The following is a 17,030-nucleotide window of genomic DNA, read 5'->3' on the forward strand; positions in this document are numbered from 1 at the left end:
CAAGCAGGCAATGTGTCACATCCGCGCAGGCGGCTTTTTTCTGGCTATTCTCACCTGCCTGCTCACCGCGTACACGGACGGTGCCCTCGCACAATCTGCCGGAACCATTGAACAAAATTTTGCGAATTCACTGACCCCCGTGCCGTCGGAAGCTCTCACCGTGTCAGGAGCGTTCTATGTGCCGGTCTATTCCAGCGTGGCGATGAGCCAAGGCAAGCTCAGGGCCGATTTCTCGGTGACGCTGAGCGTGCACAACGCCTCCGAGACCAGGCCTCTGGTGCTGAAGCGGATCGCCTATTTCGACACATCAGGCAAGATGGTGGAGAGCTACCTCAAATCCCCGATCGCGCTAAAACCGTTCTCGACCGTGGAGGTCTTCATCGCCACCACGGATGTCAGGGGCGGCACCGGCGCCAATTTCGTGGTCGATTGGGCGGCAACGAGCGAAATCGCCGAACCGGTGGCGGAGGCGCTGATGGTCGGCGGCGTCGGCGCCGGACACTATGCCTTCATCAGCCAGGGCCGGTCGATCAAGCTGGTCGGCAAGAACTAACGCAAGAACTAACTCAGGGACGGCCGCGACAGGCCTTTTCAACAAAAAAACAAGACGGAGCGAAACATCCATGTCCACCTCACCCCAGTTCGACTTTGCACCGCTGCTCCCGGCCGGCCTGCCCGCGCCGGCCGCGCGGTGGACCGGACTTGCGAAGTACAGCTTCGTCGGCGGCAACAACGATCCCGAGCAGGTCCCGGTCGACGGGCTGCTGGAGGCGGTCAGCGCCGTGCTGAAGCGCGACGGCCGCAATCTCGCGACCTACAACCTCGCGCACGGGCCGCAAGGCTATTTGCCGCTGCGCCAATTCCTGACCGAGAAGCTGAAGCGCGACGCCCGGATCGCCTGTACGCCGGAGGAGGTCATGATCGTCTCCGGCTCGCTGCAGGCTCTCGACCTGGTCAATCAGACGCTGCTTGCCAAGGGCGATACCGTGCTGATCGAGCAGGAGACCTATCAGGGCTCGCTGAACCGATTGACCCGGCTCGGCGTCAACGCGGTCGGCATTCCGCTTGATAGCGAAGGCATCCGGATCGACGCGCTCGCCTCCGCGCTCGCCGACCACAAGCGGCGCGGCATCACGCCGAAATATATCTACACCATCCCGACGGTGCAGAATCCGACTGGAAGCATCCTTCCCGAGAGCCGCCGCGCCGAGATGCTGAAGCTCTCGCAGGAATATGGCGTGCCGATCTTCGAGGACGATTGCTATGCCGATTTGATCTGGAGCGGCGAGCGGCCGCCGGCGATCTACGCCATGAGCACGCATGGCGGCGTGATCCATATCGGCTCGTTCTCCAAGTCGATCGCGCCGGCGCTGCGCGTCGGCTTCATCGTCGCGCCCTGGGAGATGATGTCTCGGATGCTGGCGCTGAAGACCGACGCCGGCTCCGGCGCGCTGGAGCAGATGGTGCTCGCCGAATATTGCGCCCCGCATTTCGCGACCCACGTGCCGCGGCTGACACGCGGCCTGCGCGCAAAACTCGACACGCTGATGGAGGCGCTGAACGAGCAGTTCGGCACCGCGGCCGAATTCACGGCGCCGAAGGGCGGCATCTTCCTATGGGTCAAACTGCCCGACACTGTCGACACGCTCAAACTGTATCAGGCGGCGCTCGCCGCCGGCGTCTCGATCAACCCGGGACCGGAATGGTCGACCAGCAAGGCCCATTCCGGCAGCCGGCTGCGGCTGTGCTTCGCGAGCCCTTCACATCAGCAGATTCGAGAGGGCGTCGCCGTCCTCGCCGAGGTGTGCCGCAAGGAGTTTGGCGTGCCGACGCGAAGCAGCAATGTGGAGAAGCGTGGTTAGCGGTCTGCCTGCCGCAAGCTCCGCCCGCAATGACGGTTGCGTCGCGCATGCGACAACAGAATACCGTTCCTGAACAACCGTTCAGAAAACTCCTCCGATTCCTCCGGAACGTTTCCATCGCTGCGCTGTTTCATTCTCGCTCAAGTGAGGAGGACGAGAGATGAAGAAGTTTGGTTTGGTTTTTGCAGCGATTGGCGCGCTTGCCGTTGCGGTACCGTCGATTGCCAGCGCCGAGACCGTCGTGATCAAACACGGCGGGTACCATCACAGGGATCGCGCCTGGGATGCCCGTGCCGAAATGCGCCATGATCGCGGCTGGCACGGTGACCGGCACCATCATCACGACCGCATGCGGCATCGCCACTAAGGCATCGCCACCAAGACCGACACACAACGCCGACACAACGGAAAATGGCTCTTCCCGGAGCCATTTTCTTTGTCGAGATGCGGCGACCGTCTCAGCCGTTCAGATGTGCTGCGCCATGATCTGGCCGGGCCGCGCATCCGGCCGCGGCGCGATATCGACCGACCAGAGGTCGTGGTTGTCAACGTCCTTCAGCGTCACCGTCATCACGGAGGTTTTGCCGTCGATGTCGACGCGGCCGAAGAATTGCAGGCCGAAGCATGGCGCGAGGTTGTCGCCCTGCTCCGCGTTGCAGCCCTTCTGATACATCGCTTTGGGACCGAAGGTGTTGTCGAGCTCGCCTGGCGACCAAGTGCCGGCATGCAACGGACCGGAGACGAACTCCCAGAACGGCTCGAACTCCTGGAACACCGCGCGGTTCGGATCGTAGTGATGCGCGGCGGTGTAGTGCATGTCGGCGGTGAGCCACACCGTATTGCGCACGCCGGCGCGCTTCATGAAGGACAACAAATCTGCGATCTCATGCTCACGCCGCTCGGGCGGCCCGTCGCCGAGCGCGACGGCATCCAGGCTGATCAGGCCGATCGGCAGATCCGCCGCGATCACCTTCCAGGTCGCATCCGACGCCACCAGTTCGCGCTTCAACCAAGCGAGCTGGCTTTGGCCGAGGATGAAAGTCTTGTCCGGATCGCCCTCTTTATTCCAGGTCGAATCGCAGTAGGAGCGCATGTCGATGATGAAGACATCGAGCAGCGGCCCATAGGCGATCTTGCGATAGACCCGGCCATCGCGCTCCGGCATCAGCCGCATCGGCATGAACTCGTGGAAGGCGCGGCGCGCCCGCGCCACCAGAAGCGAGGTGCCATCGGCGTCGTAGCCGGTCGCGTCAGTAGTGCCGATCGGCGACCAGTCGTCGGCCACCTCGTGATCGTCCCATTGCGCGAACATCGGGACATCAGCATGGAAGGCGCCGAAATTGTCGTCGAGCCAGTTGTATTTGTAGTTGCCGCGGAACTCGTCGAGGCTGTGTGCAACGACGGATTTTTCTTGCGTGACGATGTTGCGCCAGACCTCGCCGTTCGGGAGCTCTAGCTCAGACGGCACCGTGCAGTCGGCATAGATGTGATCGCCGGAATGGATGAAGAAGTCGGGGCGGTCGTTCAGCATGGTGCGGTAGCTGCGCATGCCGCCCCGCGCGGCATCGATGCCCCAGCCCTGCCCTGCAACGTCGCCGGACCAGACGAACGAGACCGAACGCCGATCGACCGGCGCAGTGCGAAAGTGTCCGACGCGGCTCTCACCGACAACTCCGTCGCGATCGTCGAAGCGTAGGCGGTAGAAGATGCCCTGTCCCGGCGGCAGGCCATCGAGCAGCAGCTTTGCGGTGAAGTCGCGCTCGGGCAGCGCGTCGGTGGATGCCGTGCGCAAAATGGTCGCGAAGCTTTCGACCGTGGAGCATTCGACCTGCATCCGCGCCGCGCGGTCGGCCCGCGCCCAGATCACGCCGGAGTCGCTTGCAACGTCGCCGGACTGAATGCCGGCGATCTGCGGGCGGTCCGCGGCGCGGCTGAGATAAGGTCGTGCGAGCGAGCCCAATCCGGCGAGCGCCGCCGTGGAGGCGGAGCGTACTAGAAGCTGACGCCGCGTGACGCCTCGCCTCCTCGCGGGAATCGCTATCGCCATCGGAAAACCTTCGTCGAATCGCGACGACGGTTTTGCCTGCGCTGCTTGACTCGCGGCTTACGGTTTTACGACAGCGGGACGACTCTCAAGGGGCCTTCTCACCGATGCCAGTTGCAGATCCCGCCGGAGCGGCACGGCCAGGTCTGGATCCGGATATCGCGCGCCTCCGCGTCGAGCGGGTTGGTATGCCGCCGCGCCAGCTTGGCGCGCGCCGGAACGCGCGCGACCTTGTGCGGCCGCTGCGCCGGCGCTGTCACCCTGGTCGTACGCACCGGCTTCTGCGGCTCGACCTTCGGCTGTTCGACCCTCGGCTCGGTACTCGCCTGCGTGTCATTGCCGCGATCGCCATTCGCCTCGACCGGCACCGGCTCGAACTGCGCCGGCGGACCGAGCCGCTTGGGCGACAGCACGGCCGTCGAGAGATTGAGACCGAAATACTCGCTCGGGCGGTACTCGTCAGCGAAAGCCACGCCGCCCAACGCCAGGCACGCGGTACAAACAGCTGCAACAAAAACGCTTTTCAGGACCATGACGCGGCCTCCTGAAATCACTCAAAACGGAACAGGGTTGATGTAGGAACCCGGCCGCGCAAATCCAGCCGATGCTGCGGGCAGAGTTACCAGTCAACCATGGCGGCCGCGGAAAGTTCCCGCGGCCGGCCGCCCGCTCTACTCGGCCGCCTGCGCCACCGGCGGGCCGATCGCGCTTTCCAGCCGCGTACATTCGGCGCGGTAGCGGGCGACGTTGGCTTCCTTGATGTGGCCATACCCGCGCACCAGGTCCGCGGCCTTTGCCAGCGCCACCAGACGCGGCAGGTCGAGCGGCCTCTTGCCGTCGAGATGACGCAAGATCATCGCCGCATAGTCGACCGGTAACGCACGTTCCATCTTGCGCTCGGCGGTGTAGCCGAAAATGTCCAGCGCGGTGCCACGCAGGCCCTTCAGCCGCGCCAGCAGTCCGAACGCCTTGAACACCCATGGGCCGAACTCACGCTTCTGTAGATGCCCGGTGACGGGATCACGGCGCGCCAGCAGCGGGGGCGCCAGCAGCACCTTGACCCCGGAATCTCCCTCGAACTGCTCCGTCAGCGCCCGGGCGAACTCGCCGTCGGAATAGAGCCGGGCGACCTCGTACTCGTCCTTGTAGGCCATCAGCTTGAACAGGCCCTTTGCGAACGCCTCGGTCAGTTCCTGCGAGCCCGGCGCCGCCGCGGTCTCAGCCGCGCGCACGCGCGCAACGTCGTCAAGGTAGCGCCTGGAATAGGCGTCGTCCTGATAGTCGGCGAGGGTCTTGGCGCGCAGCGCGATCGCCTCGTCGAGCGTCCGCTTCACGGGCGCCGCGCCGGCGCTCTTGAAGCGGGCCGCGCTGACGACGCGCGGCAAATCGTGCGCCGCCAGCCGGCCCCACGAGAACGCCATCTTGTTCATCTCGATCGCGGCGCCGTTGAGTTCGATCGCCTTCAGGATGGCATCAAGCGACAGCGGGATCGCGCCGCGCTGGAACGCGAAACCGAGCATGAAGGCGTTGGTCGCGATGCTGTCGCCCATCAGCGCGGTGGCGAGGCCCGTGGCATCGAGGATGTCGAGATCATTTGATGTCACCGCGCCGTTCAGCGCGTCGCGCATCGCACCGGCTTCGAAATCGATGTCCGGGTCGATCACGAAGCTTGCGGTCGGCAACAGGTCGGCGTTGACGACGGCGCGGGTGACGCCGCGCTCGGCCCGGCTCAGCGCCGGGACGCTGGTGGCGACGACGAGGTCGCAGCCGAGGATCAGATTGGCATTGCCGGGCGCGATGCGGACGGTGGTGAGCATGTCGGTCGCCGGCGCGAGACGGACATGGCTCATGACCGCGCCGTTCTTCTGCGACAGGCCGGTGAAGTCGAGTGTGGAGCAGGCCAGGCCCTGGACGTGCGCGGCCATGCCGAGCAGCGCGCCGATGGTGATGACGCCAGTGCCGCCGATGCCGGTGATCAGGATGTTGTAGGGAGCGGCGAGCGCGGTAGCCGGCGGCGTCGGCAGATCCGCGAACAGCGCCTTTGGATCGACGGCGGTGCGATCGGCCTTGCGCAGCTTTGGATCCTGCACCATCACGAAGCTCGGGCAGAAACCTTCGATGCAGGAGAAATCCTTGTTGCAGTTCGACTGGTCGATGCGGCGCTTACGGCCGAACTCGGTCTCCAGTGGCTGCACCGAGACGCAGTTCGACGCGACCGAGCAGTCGCCGCAGCCTTCGCAGACGCGCTCATTGATGAAGACGCGCTTCGGCGGATCGGGGTAGAGCCCACGCTTGCGGCGGCGGCGCTTCTCGGCGGCGCAGGTCTGGTCGTAGATCAGGACCGTCAGGCCCTTGATGTCGCGCAGTTCGCGCTGCACGGCATCGAGCTCGCTGCGGTGATGCACGGTGGCGCCATCGGGGAAATAGTTCGCTGGATATTTGTCCGGCTCGTCAGAGACAATCGCGAGCCGTTTGGTCCCTTCGGCCGCGACCTGGTGCGCGATCTGCGACACCGAAAAACCACCCTCGGCGGGCTGGCCGCCGGTCATCGCCACCGCGTCGTTGTAGAGGATCTTGTAGGTGATGTTGACGCCCGCGGCGCCCGCGGCACGCAGCGCCAGCAGACCGGAATGGGTGTAGGTGCCGTCGCCGAGATTCTGGAACACGTGCTGTTCGTCGGTGAACGGCGCCTGTCCGATCCAGTTCACGCCCTCCGCGCCCATATGCGAGATCGTCGCGGTGCGGCGATTCGGCACCGACAACGCCATGCCGTGACAGCCGATGCCGGCCATGGCGCGGCTGCCCTCGGGGATCTTGGTCGAGGTGTTGTGCGGGCAGCCGGAACAAAAATACGGCGTGCGCGCCAGCTTGACGGCACCCGTGCCCTCGGCCGGACGATCGAACGCCTCGAGCTTGGCAAGGCGCTGCTCCAGCATCGGGCTGCGATGGCCGAGCTTGCGCAGCCGCGCGACCACGGCGGCCGCCACCATGGTCGGTGTCAGCTCGCCTTCACTTGGTAACAGTGGCGCACCGCTCTCGTCGCGCTTGCCGACCACCGAAGGGCGTCTCGCAGCGTCCATGTTGTAGAGGATACGGACGAGCTGATCCTCGATGAAGCCACGCTTCTCCTCGACCACGAGGACGTCTTGCAGGCCATCAGCGAACGCGCGCGCGCCGCGCTCTTCGAGCGGCCAGGTCAGCGCCACCTTGTAGATGCGCAGGCCTAGCGCCTGCGCGTCGGCATCCGTAATGCCGAGATCGGCGAGCGCTTGGCGCAGGTCGAGATAGGCCTTGCCGGTCGCCATGATGCCGAGCCGCGCGGGCTTCGAATCCAGCACGATACGGTCGAAGCGATTGACGCGGGTGAAGGCGGCGACCGCGTCCATCTTCGGACCGTGCAGGCGCCGTTCGGCCTCGAGCGACGGATCTGGCCAGCGGATCGAAAGGCCGCCGGGCGGCATCTCGAAATCGTCGGGCATGATGATCTTGATGCGATCGGGATCGCTGACGATCGAGGCCGAGCTCTCGACGGTCTCCGAGATCGCCTTGAAGCCGACCCAACAGCCGGAATAACGCGACAACGCAAAACCGAGGATGCCGAGATCGAGATAGTCCTGCAGCGTGGCCGGATTGACCACCGGCATCAGCGCCGAGGCGAACACCTGCTCGCTCTGATGGGCCAGCGTCGAGGACTGGCAGCCATGATCGTCACCGGCCAGCGCGATCACGCCGCCGTTCGGCGAAGTGCCGGCGGAATTGGCGTGCTTGAGTGCGTCGAGCGAGCGGTCGACGCCGGGGCCCTTGCCATACCAGATGCCGAACACGCCATCGACCTTGGCGCCCGGGAACATGCCGACCTGCTGGCTGCCCCACACCGCGGTCGCGGCCAGATCCTCATTGAGGCCCGGCACGAAGGCTATATCGTGCTCTTTCAGGAAGGATTTAGCGCGCCACAGCGCGTGGTCGTACATGCCGAGCGGCGAACCGCGGTAACCGGAGATGAAACCTGCGGTGTTCAGCCCTTGCGCGCGGTCGCGTTCGCGCTGCAACATGGGCAATCGGACCAGAGCCTGGGTACCGGAGAGGAAGATTCGTTTCACGTCCAACCGGTACTTGTCGTCCAGTCCAACTTCCATCAACGCCATCAGCCAGGCTCCCGTTTGTGCCGTGCCGGTCCGAACCGGTCTCATTATCTGCACAGGATCATGCATCAGCATGCACTGATTTTGCTATGCATGAACAGCCTTGTTCCATGGCCGCAGCACATATCTCGAGGTTGCGCCCGCATGCCCTTGCCGAACCGGACCTTCTTTGAAAAATTGGCAGTCAAAGGGAGAGACCAGGATGATTACAGTCGAAACCGCGTTCACGACGGAAATACTGGAGAACGGCAACCTGCTGGTGGGTCCCTGGCGCAGCCCGAAACAGATGCTTCAGGCCCAAATCTACGACGCCCACGCTTCGATTCATGACGACGCAACCGCGCAAAAGCTCGGCTTCCGGGGCGGCACGATCGAGGGACCCACGCACTTCAGCCAGTTCGCGCCCCTGTGCGAGCGGATCTGGGGCCGGGCCTGGTTCATGACCGGATGCTTGTCCGCGCACTACCGCAACCCCGTCTTCGAAGGCGAAGAGGTGCAAGCCCAGATCGAGAAGCCGAAACCGGGCCAGACCGTTTGCGCGATCGGGATGATCAAGCGCGACGGGACCGAGATTTTGCGCGGCACCGCTTCCATCGACGGCGACGGTACAGAAACAGCGCTCAGCCACCGGCTCGGCGAATTGAAGCCGCTGACCGACCCGGTCATCCTCGCCGACATCAAGGTCGGCATGAAGACGCCGCGTCAGGCAATCAAGATGGATTTCGACCAGAAGATGGGCGATCTCTATCCGTTTTCGCTGGCCGACAAGCTGAAGGTGATCACCGAACCATCAGACTATTATTCGCTGGAGCACAATCCCTGGGGCCGCGCCATCATCCCGATGGAAATGCTGAGCGTGCTGTTCCAGTACCGCGCGCGCGAAGACCGGCTGCCCGTCCGCGGCCCAGCTGTCGGACTGTTCGCCGATCAGGAAATCCGCCTGCTGCGTGGTCCGCTATTTCCGGGCGAGACCTATTGGGCCGAGCGCGAGGTCGTCGCACTCTCCGGCAGCAAGCGCACCGAAAGCATGTGGGTGCGCACGACCGTGTTCGATGCCGATAACGCAGTGGTCGCGACCATGCTGCTCAACGGCGCCAGCATGAAGCAGTCCTACGCCCATTATGACAGCGAGTACAAAGCGCTTTACGGCTGAACCAGCAGCCGCGCGTTCCCGCACGCCGCCGAACCAAGGACAACAACAATGGCCCGCCTGCCCTATCTCGAAGCCGATCAGGTCGCTCCTGAGTATCGCGACATGCTCAAGCGCAATACCAATCTGCACAAGCTCCTGGTCAACTCACCTGACATGGCGCGCGCCTTCAATGGCATCGGTGGCTATATCCGCTTCAAGAGTAAGCTCGATCCGCGCTTGCGCGAGCTCGCGATCCTGCAGGTTGGTTGGCTCGAGAAATCAGAGTACGAATTCACCCACCATGTGAAGATCGGCAAAGAGTTCGGCGTCACCGACGAGGACATTCAGGGCCTGATCGCGGAAACCGAAGGCAAGCCGTCGAAGCTCGAGCCGCTCGCCAAGGCGATCCTCAAGGGCGCCCGCGAGATGGTCCGCGAACTCGCGATGTCGGATGCGACCTTCGCGGAGATCAAGATGCACCTCTCCGACGAGCATATGACCGATCTGGTGCTGACCATCGCGTTCTACTGCGCCGTGGTCCGCGTGCTCGCCACGATGAAGATCGACAACGAACCCACTTACAAAGAGGTACTGCAGCAGTACCCGATACCGGGAGTGAAGTGAGATGCGCTTGCAGAATCGTGTCGCCATCGTCGTCGGCGCTGGACAGAGCCCTGGCGAAGGCATCGGCAACGGCCGTGCCACCGCGCTGACCTTCGCGCGGGAGGGCGCCAAGGTGCTGTGCGTCGATCACAATCTGGACTCGGCGCAGGAAACTGTCGATTTGATCACGGCCAAGGGCGGCGCCGCAGTCGCCTTCAGGGCCGACGTCACGAAAAATGCAGACCTCAAGGCGATGGTCACCGACGCGCATGGGCGCTGGGGCAGCGTCGATATCCTGCACAACAATGTCGGCGTCAGCCTGTCCGGCGGCGACGCCGAGCTGCTCGACATCACCGAGGAGGCATTCGAACGTTGCGTGGCGATCAACTTGAAGAGCTGCGTCCTTGCCGCCAAGCATGTGATCCCGATCATGCGGCAGCAGCAGCGCGGCTCCATCATCAACATCTCGTCGATCGCGGCGATCACGACCTACCCCTACGTCGCCTACAAGGCGACGAAATCGGCGATGATCGCTTTTACCGAGCAGCTCGCCTACCAGAATGCGCAATACGGCATTCGCGCCAATGTGATCCTGCCCGGACTGATGAACACGCCGATGGCTGTCGACACCCGCGCCCGCGAATTCAAGAAGAGCCGCGCCGAGGTCGAGGCCGAGCGCGACAGCAAGGTGCCGCTGCGCCACAAGATGGGCACCGGCTGGGATGTCGCGAACGCGGCGCTGTTCCTCGCATCCGACGAAGCCAACTTCATCACCGGTGTCACGTTGCCGGTCGATGGCGGCGCAAGCGTGCGGCGCGGTTAACCCAAGTTATAAATTCTCAAGCGATTAACTTCTGTGACGACGTCACGCATCAATGCACTGCACGATTCGAGAAAATTGAAACATTCCAATGACACGACGATGTGACGGCGTGTCCACATAAATCGAAATCCTGACTCGTTGTGGTCGCACGAACTTCATCTGCGCTGGGTATCTGGCACCCATGAATGGAAGCGCGTTGTCTGACGCGTTTTCTCCAGCGGATTGGTTACCGGTTCGCCGGAAACCGCTACGGAAAGTGCCTGAACCATGAACGAAGAACTCGACCTCGAACTGCGACCAGATCAGTGGGATGCGTTGAAAGCATTGCGGACTCCCGCAGAGAACCCTTCAAAACTGAGCCGGTTTGCCGTCGAAAGCCTCATTACGCTCGGCTATGTTGCGATGCGGGGCGATTCGTTTGTGTTGACGCCTGCGGGCCGCAAGGTGCTGGTCCGTGGCTCCTCGCAATTGCTGCTGGACATTGCAGCCTGACCTTTCCGAAATGTCATGAACGAGGCACGCGGCATCTTGCCGCGTGCGCTTTCCCGGAAAATCACCACATCGTCTGCCCCGCGCGCTCGGGCCATTCCCGATCGTATTTTTCGCCACCGACCGTATGCTCGCTCATCTCGGCGAGGATCTGGCCCGGCGTCGGCAAGGTCCTCGGGTCAACCTGCTTGTCTGGGTTCCAGAGATCGGAGCGCACGATCGCACGCGCGCACTGGAAGTACATTTCCTCGACCGTCATCACGATCACCGTGCGCGGCGCCTTGCCATCCATCTTGAAGGACGCGAGCAGTTCCGGCTCGGCGGACACAAGGCCGCGGCCATTGACGCGCAGCGTGCTGCCGGAGCCCGGGATCAGGAACAGCAGCGCAATGCGGGGATCGCGCACGATGTTGCGCAACGAATCGCAGCGGTTGTTGCCGCGACGGTCCGGCATCATCAGCGTCTTGTCGTCGTGGATGCGGACGAAGCCGGGCAAGTCGCCGCGTGGCGAACAGTCGAGCCCCTCGGGTCCGGAGGTCGCCAGCGACACGAAGGGCGATTTTTCGATGAGCACGCGGTAGAGCGGCGTTACGCGATCCGCCACCTTCACGGTCGAGGCGTCGTTCGGAAAACCGTAGATCGCCTCAAGCTGCTCGATCGATTCAATCACTGACATTCACATCCTCTCGTTGCTGCTAACCGTCCCAGCGCTCGCCTTTGATGATGCGAACCAGCTGACGCGCGTGATAGTCGGCCGTGCCGGAATTGACGATGGTGAAATCCGCCGTGGTCTCGTCGACGGTGCGGGCGAGCCGCTGCTCGAGCCGGCCGTCGCTGGCGCGCGCCCGCGCCGCGAGCCGCGCGGCGAGCACATCGGGCGGCGCGGTGATCGCGACCACAACGGCGCTGGCATAGTTGCCGCGCGCCGCGGATATCACCGTGCGCGAGACGTTCGCGATCACCGTGCGGCCGGCGCGGATGTCGTCATCGATCGTCCGCGACAACGCGTAGCGATGCCCATGCGCTTCCCAGTGCATGGCGTAATCACCGCCGGCAACCGCGCGCTGGAAGGTATCGGCGCTGACTTCCTCATTGTCTTCTGACGCCGAGGCCTCGCGGGTGATCAGGCGACGCGGGAACACAATGTTGCGGTCGTCGGCGCAGGCTGCTTTCGCTAACCCCAGCAGCGTGTCCTTGCCGGCGCCGCTCGGACCGACCACCAGGACGAGGCGGCCGGGGCCAATTGCGGTGACGCGTTGCTCGGCGATGACGGGGGCCTCGGTCATGCGACCCTGCCTCCTTCGCGCCAGACGCTGCGCACCACCGGCAGGTCGCGCGCGACATGCACGCGGATCAAGTCAGCGCGCCTGCCGACCGCGATCTCGCCACGATCGGCAAGCCCAACCGCCTCGGCCGGCGTCTTGGTCACGGTGCGGACGGCGGAGGCGAGATCAATCGCCGGCACGTGCTGCGGCAGCTGCAACGCCGCCATCAGCAGGCTCGACGGGATGTAGTCCGACGACAGGATGTCGAGCATCCCCTCGCGAGCGAGGTCGACGGCCGCGATGTTGCCGGAATGCGAGCCGCCGCGCACAACGTTGGGTGCTCCCATCAACACATCGATGCCGGCCGCGTGCAGCCCGCGCGCGGCCTCCATCGTGGTCGGGAATTCTGCAACCGCGACCTTGTCGTTGATCGCGTCCGTCACGTTCTCTTCGGTGGTGTCGTCGTGACTGGCCAGCGGAATCCTGTACTCATGCGCCAGCGCGACGATCGCGCGCATATTGGTCGCGGCATATTGCTTCTGATAGTCGAAGCGGCGTGCAAACAGCACGTCGAGCTGGGCATCGGTCATGCCGCCGCCCTTGCCGCGATAATAGTCGCGCAGCTTCACCTCGTCGCGGAACTGGCGCTGGCCCGGCGTGTGGTCCATCAGCGACATCAGCCGCACATCGGGCCGGTCGATCAGCTCCTTGGCCTCGGCAACCACATCCGGCATCGGAATTTCGCAGCGCAGATGTAGGAAGTGATCGGCGCGCAGCAGGTCCTCCTCGCGCGCAGCTGAAATTGCCGCCGCCAGCACACCGGCGCGGCCGTCGACATCCTCGGCGCCGTCCTCGCGCCAGACCCGCAGCGAATCCAGCACCGTGGTGATCCCTGACGTTGCGAGCTGACCGTCATAGGAGATCACGGCAGCGACCGGATTCCAGTACACCTTGGGCCGCGGCACATAGTGCATCTCAAGATGATCGGTGTGCAGCTCGATCAGCCCCGGCATGATCAGGTCGCCGCCGGCATCCTCGGCCGCCCCGGGTGCCCTGCCCTCGCCGAATTCAACGACCTTGCCGTCTGACATGGCGACCCAACCCTGCTCGATCACGCGGTCGGCGAGGACGACACGGGCGTTGCCGATGATGGTGTCTTGCTTGCCAGTCATTTCAAACGGTCCTTCAGGCAGAAGCGGCAAACGAGGTCACATCCACAATGCGGTCGGCGATCAGATGGCGGATCTCGTCGTCATGGACGATCGCGACCATCGCGACGCCCCTGGTCTTCTTCTCGGCGATCAGTTCGACCACCACGGCGCGGTTGGCGGCATCGAGCGAGGCGGTCGGCTCGTCCAGCAGCAGGATCGGCAGGTCCGAGATGAACCCCCGCGCGATGTTGACACGCTGCTGCTCGCCACCGGAGAAGGTCGAGGGCGGCAGCGCCCACAGCCGCTCCGGGATATTGAGCCGGCGCAGCAATCGGCCAGCGTGGCCGCGGGCCTCCTCGCGCGCCACGCCGTTGACGAACAGCGGCTCGGCGACGACGTCGATCGTCGCCACCCGCGGCACCGCGCGCAGGAACTGGCTGACATAGCCGATGGTCGAGCGGCGCACGCTCAGCACCTGGCGGGGTTCGGCGGTCGCGAGGTCGATCAGCGTACCATGGTGGCGGATGCCGATCCGGCCGCCGTCGCAGCGGTAATTGCCGAAGATCATCTTCAGGATCGAGGATTTTCCGGCGCCCGACGGGCCCGACAATACCACGCATTCGCCCGGCTCGACGTGGAACGAGACGCCGCGCACCACGGGCAGCTCGATGCCGCCCTGCAGATGCATGGTGAAGGTCTTTTCAGCGTTGGCAAGTTCGATCATCGCGGTCATTGGCACACTCATGCCGGAAGAATTGAGGAGACGAGCAGTTGTGTATAGGGCTCGTGGGGATCGTCGAGCACTTGATCGGTCAGACCGGTCTCGATGACACGGCCCCCCTTCATCACCATCACGCGGTGTGAGAGCAAGCGCGCAACCGCGAGATCGTGGGTCACGACGATGGCGGCAAGCCCGAGCTCGCTGACGAGGTTGCGCATCAGATCGAGCAGGCGCGCCTGCACCGAGACGTCGAGGCCGCCGGTCGCCTCGTCCATGAACACCAGCCGCGGCTCGGTGACGAGGTTGCGCGCGATCTGCAGCCGCTGCCGCATGCCGCCGGAGTAGGTCTTGGGCGCATCGTCGATACGGCCGACATCGATCTCGACCCGATCGAGCCAGTTCGAGGCGGTGTCGCGGATCCGGCCGTAATGATTCCAGCCGACCGCCATCAGCCGCTCGCCGACATTGGCGCCGGCCGAGACCGCCATGCGCAGCCCCTGCGCCGGATCCTGGTGCACATAGCCCCAGTCGGTACGGAACAGGAAGCGCCGCTCGGCTTCTCCGAGTTCGGCGAGGTCGCGCAGGACACCGTCACGCATCCGGTACGACACGCGCCCCGCGCTCGGCGCGAGCTGCGCCGACAGAAGCTGCAGCAAGGTCGACTTGCCCGAACCGGATTCGCCGACGATCGCCAGCACCTCACCGGGATAGAGCAAGAACGAGACGTCGCGGCACGCCGCGAGCTGGCCGTAATTCTTGGCAAGCCCCTCCGCGACCAGCAGCGGCTCGGCGTCGTCGAGGCTGAAAGGCTCAGACATGGGCCTTCTCCTTGTGTGGCGCCGCGCTCTCGGTGCCGTGGTGACCGGCCGCCTGGCGCTGTTCGCAGAAATCGGTGTCGGAGCAGACGAACATCCGCCCGCCTTTGTCATCGGTGAGGATCTCGTCGAGATAGGAATTATCGGCGCCGCACAGCGCGCACGGCGCATCGAAACGGTAGCGCGTGAACGGGTGATCCTCGAAATCCAGCGAGACCACCGTGGTATGCGGCGGGATCGCATAGATCCGCTTCTCACGGCCAGCGCCGAACAGCTGCAGTGCCGGGCAATTGTCCATCTTCGGATTGTCGAATTTCGGCGTCGGCGACGGATCCATCACATAGCGCGCATTCACCTTCACCGGATAGGCGTAGGCCGTCGCGATATGGCCGAAACGGGCGATGTCCTCGTAGAGCTTGACGTGCATCAGGCCATACTCGGCGAGCGCGTGCATGCGCCGCGTCTCGGTCTCGCGCGGCTCGAGGAAGCGCAGAGGTTCAGGAATCGGCACCTGATAGACCAGCACCTGCCCGGCATGCAGCGGCGCCTCGGGAATGCGATGCCGGGTCTGGATCACGGTTGCATCCGGCGTTGCGGTCGTGGTCGCGACGCCTGCGGTCTTGCCGAAGAATTTTCGGATCGAAATCGCGTTGGTGGTGTCGTCGGAACCCTGGTCGATCACCTTCAGCACATCGTCGGGACCGAGGATCGCCGCCGTCACCTGCACGCCACCGGTGCCCCAGCCATAAGGCATCGGCATTTCGCGACTGGCGAACGGCACCTGATAGCCGGGGATCGCGATCGCCTTCAGGATCGCGCGGCGGATCATCCGCTTGGTCTGTTCGTCGAGATAGGCGAAGTTGTATGTTGGCGCGTTCATTCCGCGGCCTCCTGCATTTCGGGAGCCTCATTCGCCTCGGCGAATTCCTGGCGCAGCTTGCGCAGCAGGCCAAGCTCGGACTGGAAGTCGACATAATGCGGCAGCTTCAGATGCTCCACGAAGCCTGTCGCCTGCACATTGTCGGAGTGCGACATCACGAACTCCTCGTCCTGCGCCGGCGCCGTGACCTCCTCATCCAGCTCGCGCGCCCGCAAGGAACGGTCGACCAGCGCCATCGACATGGTCTTGCGCTCGCTCTGCCCGAAGGCAAGGCCGTAACCGCGGGTGAAGCACGGCGCTTCGGTGGCCGAGCCCTTGAACTGGTTGACCATCTGGCACTCGGTCAGCGCGATCGCGCCGAGCGGCACGGCAAACCCGGCATCCTCGGCGAAGAACTCGACCTCGACCTCGCCGAAGCGGATTTCGCCGGCGAAGGGATGGTTGCGGCCATAGCCGCGCTGCGTGGAATAACCGAGCGCGAGCAGAAAACCCTCGTCGGCGCGCGCGAGGTTTTGCAGCCGCAGGTCACGATCGGCCGGGAAGTTCAGCGGCTCGCGCGTGAGATCGCCGACGGGTGCGTCGGCATCCGCCTGCGGCGACGTTTCGATCAGGCCGTCGCGGCCGAGGATGTCGGTCACGCGCGGCGTCGCCGCCTGAGACGCTTCCGCCGTCAACGGCTGCTCCGGCACGAAGCCCTCGGCAAGTTGCGGATCGAGCAGGCGATGGGTGTAGTCGAAAGTCGGTCCCAGGATCTGGCCGCCTGGAATGTCCTTGAAGGTCGATGAGACGCGACGCCGCACCTGCATTTCGCCGGTGTTGACCGGCTCGGTGGCGCCGAAGCGCGGCAGCGTGGCGCGGAAGGCGCGGACCAAAAAGATCGCCTCGATCATGTCGCCGCGGGCCTGCTTGATGGCGAGCGCCGCGAGCTCGCGGTCGTAGAGCGAGCCTTCGGTCATGACGCGGTCGACGCCGAGCGAGAGCTGTTCGGCGATCTGCGCCAGCGACACATCGGGCACATCGCGGTCGCCGCGCCGCTCATGCGCGAGCAGGCGATGAGCGTTCTCGATGGCGCGTTCGCCTCCCTTGACGGCTACATACATCGC

17 protein-coding genes are annotated in these 17,030 nt (G+C 64.4%); 7 read left to right on the plus strand and 10 right to left on the minus strand.

All coding sequences use genetic code 11. The features are described from left to right. The first annotated feature begins 10 nt into the window (after positions 1 to 10). From ACP2YO_RS35070 to ACP2YO_RS35080, 3 genes are all read left to right on the plus strand, one after another. Entirely contained in the window at positions 11 to 553 is a 543-nt protein-coding gene (locus ACP2YO_RS35070) for a DUF3124 domain-containing protein (protein WP_426443386.1), read from the plus strand. Between the two features lie 70 nt (positions 554 to 623). Next, positions 624 to 1,862, plus strand: a complete 1,239-nt coding sequence (locus tag ACP2YO_RS35075) for a PLP-dependent aminotransferase family protein (protein ID WP_426435666.1) — start codon at positions 624 to 626, stop codon at positions 1,860 to 1,862. 160 nt (positions 1,863 to 2,022) lie between these two features. Further along, positions 2,023 to 2,229, plus strand: a complete 207-nt coding sequence (locus ACP2YO_RS35080; protein ID WP_426435667.1) for a hypothetical protein — start codon at positions 2,023 to 2,025, stop codon at positions 2,227 to 2,229. A 99-nt stretch (positions 2,230 to 2,328) separates the two neighbouring features. Here the strand turns inward: ACP2YO_RS35080 and ACP2YO_RS35085 are convergent, their stop codons facing one another. The 3 genes from ACP2YO_RS35085 to ACP2YO_RS35095 all read right to left on the minus strand — a co-directional run bounded on the left by ACP2YO_RS35085 (position 2,329) and on the right by ACP2YO_RS35095 (position 8,051). Beyond that, complete coding sequence (locus tag ACP2YO_RS35085) at positions 2,329 to 3,909, minus strand: alkaline phosphatase D family protein (RefSeq protein WP_426435668.1); 1,581 nt, start codon at positions 3,907 to 3,909, stop codon at positions 2,329 to 2,331. A gap of 98 nt (positions 3,910 to 4,007) precedes the next feature. Continuing rightward, on the minus strand, positions 4,008 to 4,439 hold the full coding sequence (locus tag ACP2YO_RS35090; protein WP_426435669.1) for a hypothetical protein: 432 nt from the start codon (positions 4,437 to 4,439) through the stop codon (positions 4,008 to 4,010). Between the two features lie 138 nt (positions 4,440 to 4,577). After that, entirely contained in the window at positions 4,578 to 8,051 is a 3,474-nt protein-coding gene (locus ACP2YO_RS35095) for an indolepyruvate ferredoxin oxidoreductase family protein (protein ID WP_426435670.1), read from the minus strand. A 199-nt stretch (positions 8,052 to 8,250) separates the two neighbouring features. Between ACP2YO_RS35095 and ACP2YO_RS35100 the strand changes: the two genes are divergently transcribed. The 4 genes from ACP2YO_RS35100 to ACP2YO_RS35115 all read left to right on the plus strand — a co-directional run bounded on the left by ACP2YO_RS35100 (position 8,251) and on the right by ACP2YO_RS35115 (position 11,098). Beyond that, positions 8,251 to 9,201 carry a hypothetical protein gene (locus tag ACP2YO_RS35100; protein ID WP_426435671.1) on the plus strand — a complete coding sequence of 317 codons (951 nt, stop codon included), beginning with the start codon at positions 8,251 to 8,253 and terminating at the stop codon, positions 9,199 to 9,201. 48 nt (positions 9,202 to 9,249) lie between these two features. Next, positions 9,250 to 9,804: a carboxymuconolactone decarboxylase family protein gene (locus tag ACP2YO_RS35105; RefSeq protein ID WP_426435672.1), complete on the plus strand. Its 555-nt coding sequence runs from the start codon at positions 9,250 to 9,252 to the stop codon at positions 9,802 to 9,804. A 1-nt stretch (position 9,805) separates the two neighbouring features. Beyond that, positions 9,806 to 10,606 (plus strand): SDR family NAD(P)-dependent oxidoreductase, encoded by an 801-nt coding sequence (locus ACP2YO_RS35110; RefSeq protein ID WP_426435673.1) that lies wholly within the window; start codon positions 9,806 to 9,808, stop codon positions 10,604 to 10,606. A gap of 267 nt (positions 10,607 to 10,873) precedes the next feature. After that, on the plus strand, positions 10,874 to 11,098 hold the full coding sequence (locus tag ACP2YO_RS35115) for a hypothetical protein (protein WP_426435674.1): 225 nt from the start codon (positions 10,874 to 10,876) through the stop codon (positions 11,096 to 11,098). Between the two features lie 61 nt (positions 11,099 to 11,159). Here the strand turns inward: ACP2YO_RS35115 and ACP2YO_RS35120 are convergent, their stop codons facing one another. From ACP2YO_RS35120 to ACP2YO_RS35150, 7 genes are read right to left on the minus strand one after another with little or no spacing between them, the layout of a single operon-like run. Beyond that, the gene (locus ACP2YO_RS35120) at positions 11,160 to 11,771 is read right to left on the minus strand and encodes a pyridoxamine 5'-phosphate oxidase family protein (protein WP_426435675.1); all 612 of its coding nucleotides are present in this window, start codon (positions 11,769 to 11,771) and stop codon (positions 11,160 to 11,162) included. A gap of 19 nt (positions 11,772 to 11,790) precedes the next feature. Further along, complete coding sequence (gene phnN, locus ACP2YO_RS35125) at positions 11,791 to 12,381, minus strand: phosphonate metabolism protein/1,5-bisphosphokinase (PRPP-forming) PhnN (RefSeq protein WP_426435676.1); 591 nt, start codon at positions 12,379 to 12,381, stop codon at positions 11,791 to 11,793. After that, positions 12,378 to 13,532 (minus strand): alpha-D-ribose 1-methylphosphonate 5-triphosphate diphosphatase, encoded by a 1,155-nt coding sequence (locus tag ACP2YO_RS35130; RefSeq protein WP_426435677.1) that lies wholly within the window; start codon positions 13,530 to 13,532, stop codon positions 12,378 to 12,380. Before ACP2YO_RS35130 ends, phnN begins: the two co-directional genes overlap by 4 nt. Before the next feature lie 13 nt (positions 13,533 to 13,545). Then, positions 13,546 to 14,244, minus strand: coding sequence for a phosphonate C-P lyase system protein PhnL (gene phnL / locus ACP2YO_RS35135; RefSeq protein ID WP_426435678.1), 699 nt, complete (start codon positions 14,242 to 14,244; stop codon positions 13,546 to 13,548). An 8-nt stretch (positions 14,245 to 14,252) separates the two neighbouring features. Then, complete coding sequence (phnK, locus tag ACP2YO_RS35140; RefSeq protein ID WP_426435679.1) at positions 14,253 to 15,050, minus strand: phosphonate C-P lyase system protein PhnK; 798 nt, start codon at positions 15,048 to 15,050, stop codon at positions 14,253 to 14,255. Then, the gene (locus ACP2YO_RS35145; RefSeq protein ID WP_426435680.1) at positions 15,043 to 15,927 is read right to left on the minus strand and encodes an alpha-D-ribose 1-methylphosphonate 5-phosphate C-P-lyase PhnJ; all 885 of its coding nucleotides are present in this window, start codon (positions 15,925 to 15,927) and stop codon (positions 15,043 to 15,045) included. Before ACP2YO_RS35145 ends, phnK begins: the two co-directional genes overlap by 8 nt. Next, positions 15,924 to 17,027: a carbon-phosphorus lyase complex subunit PhnI gene (locus ACP2YO_RS35150; RefSeq protein WP_426435681.1), complete on the minus strand. Its 1,104-nt coding sequence runs from the start codon at positions 17,025 to 17,027 to the stop codon at positions 15,924 to 15,926. Before ACP2YO_RS35150 ends, ACP2YO_RS35145 begins: the two co-directional genes overlap by 4 nt. Positions 17,028 to 17,030: the final 3 nt, after the last annotated feature.

This window comes from Bradyrhizobium genosp. P (assembly GCF_049949265.1).
Classification (GTDB): Bacteria; Pseudomonadota; Alphaproteobacteria; order Rhizobiales; family Xanthobacteraceae; genus Bradyrhizobium.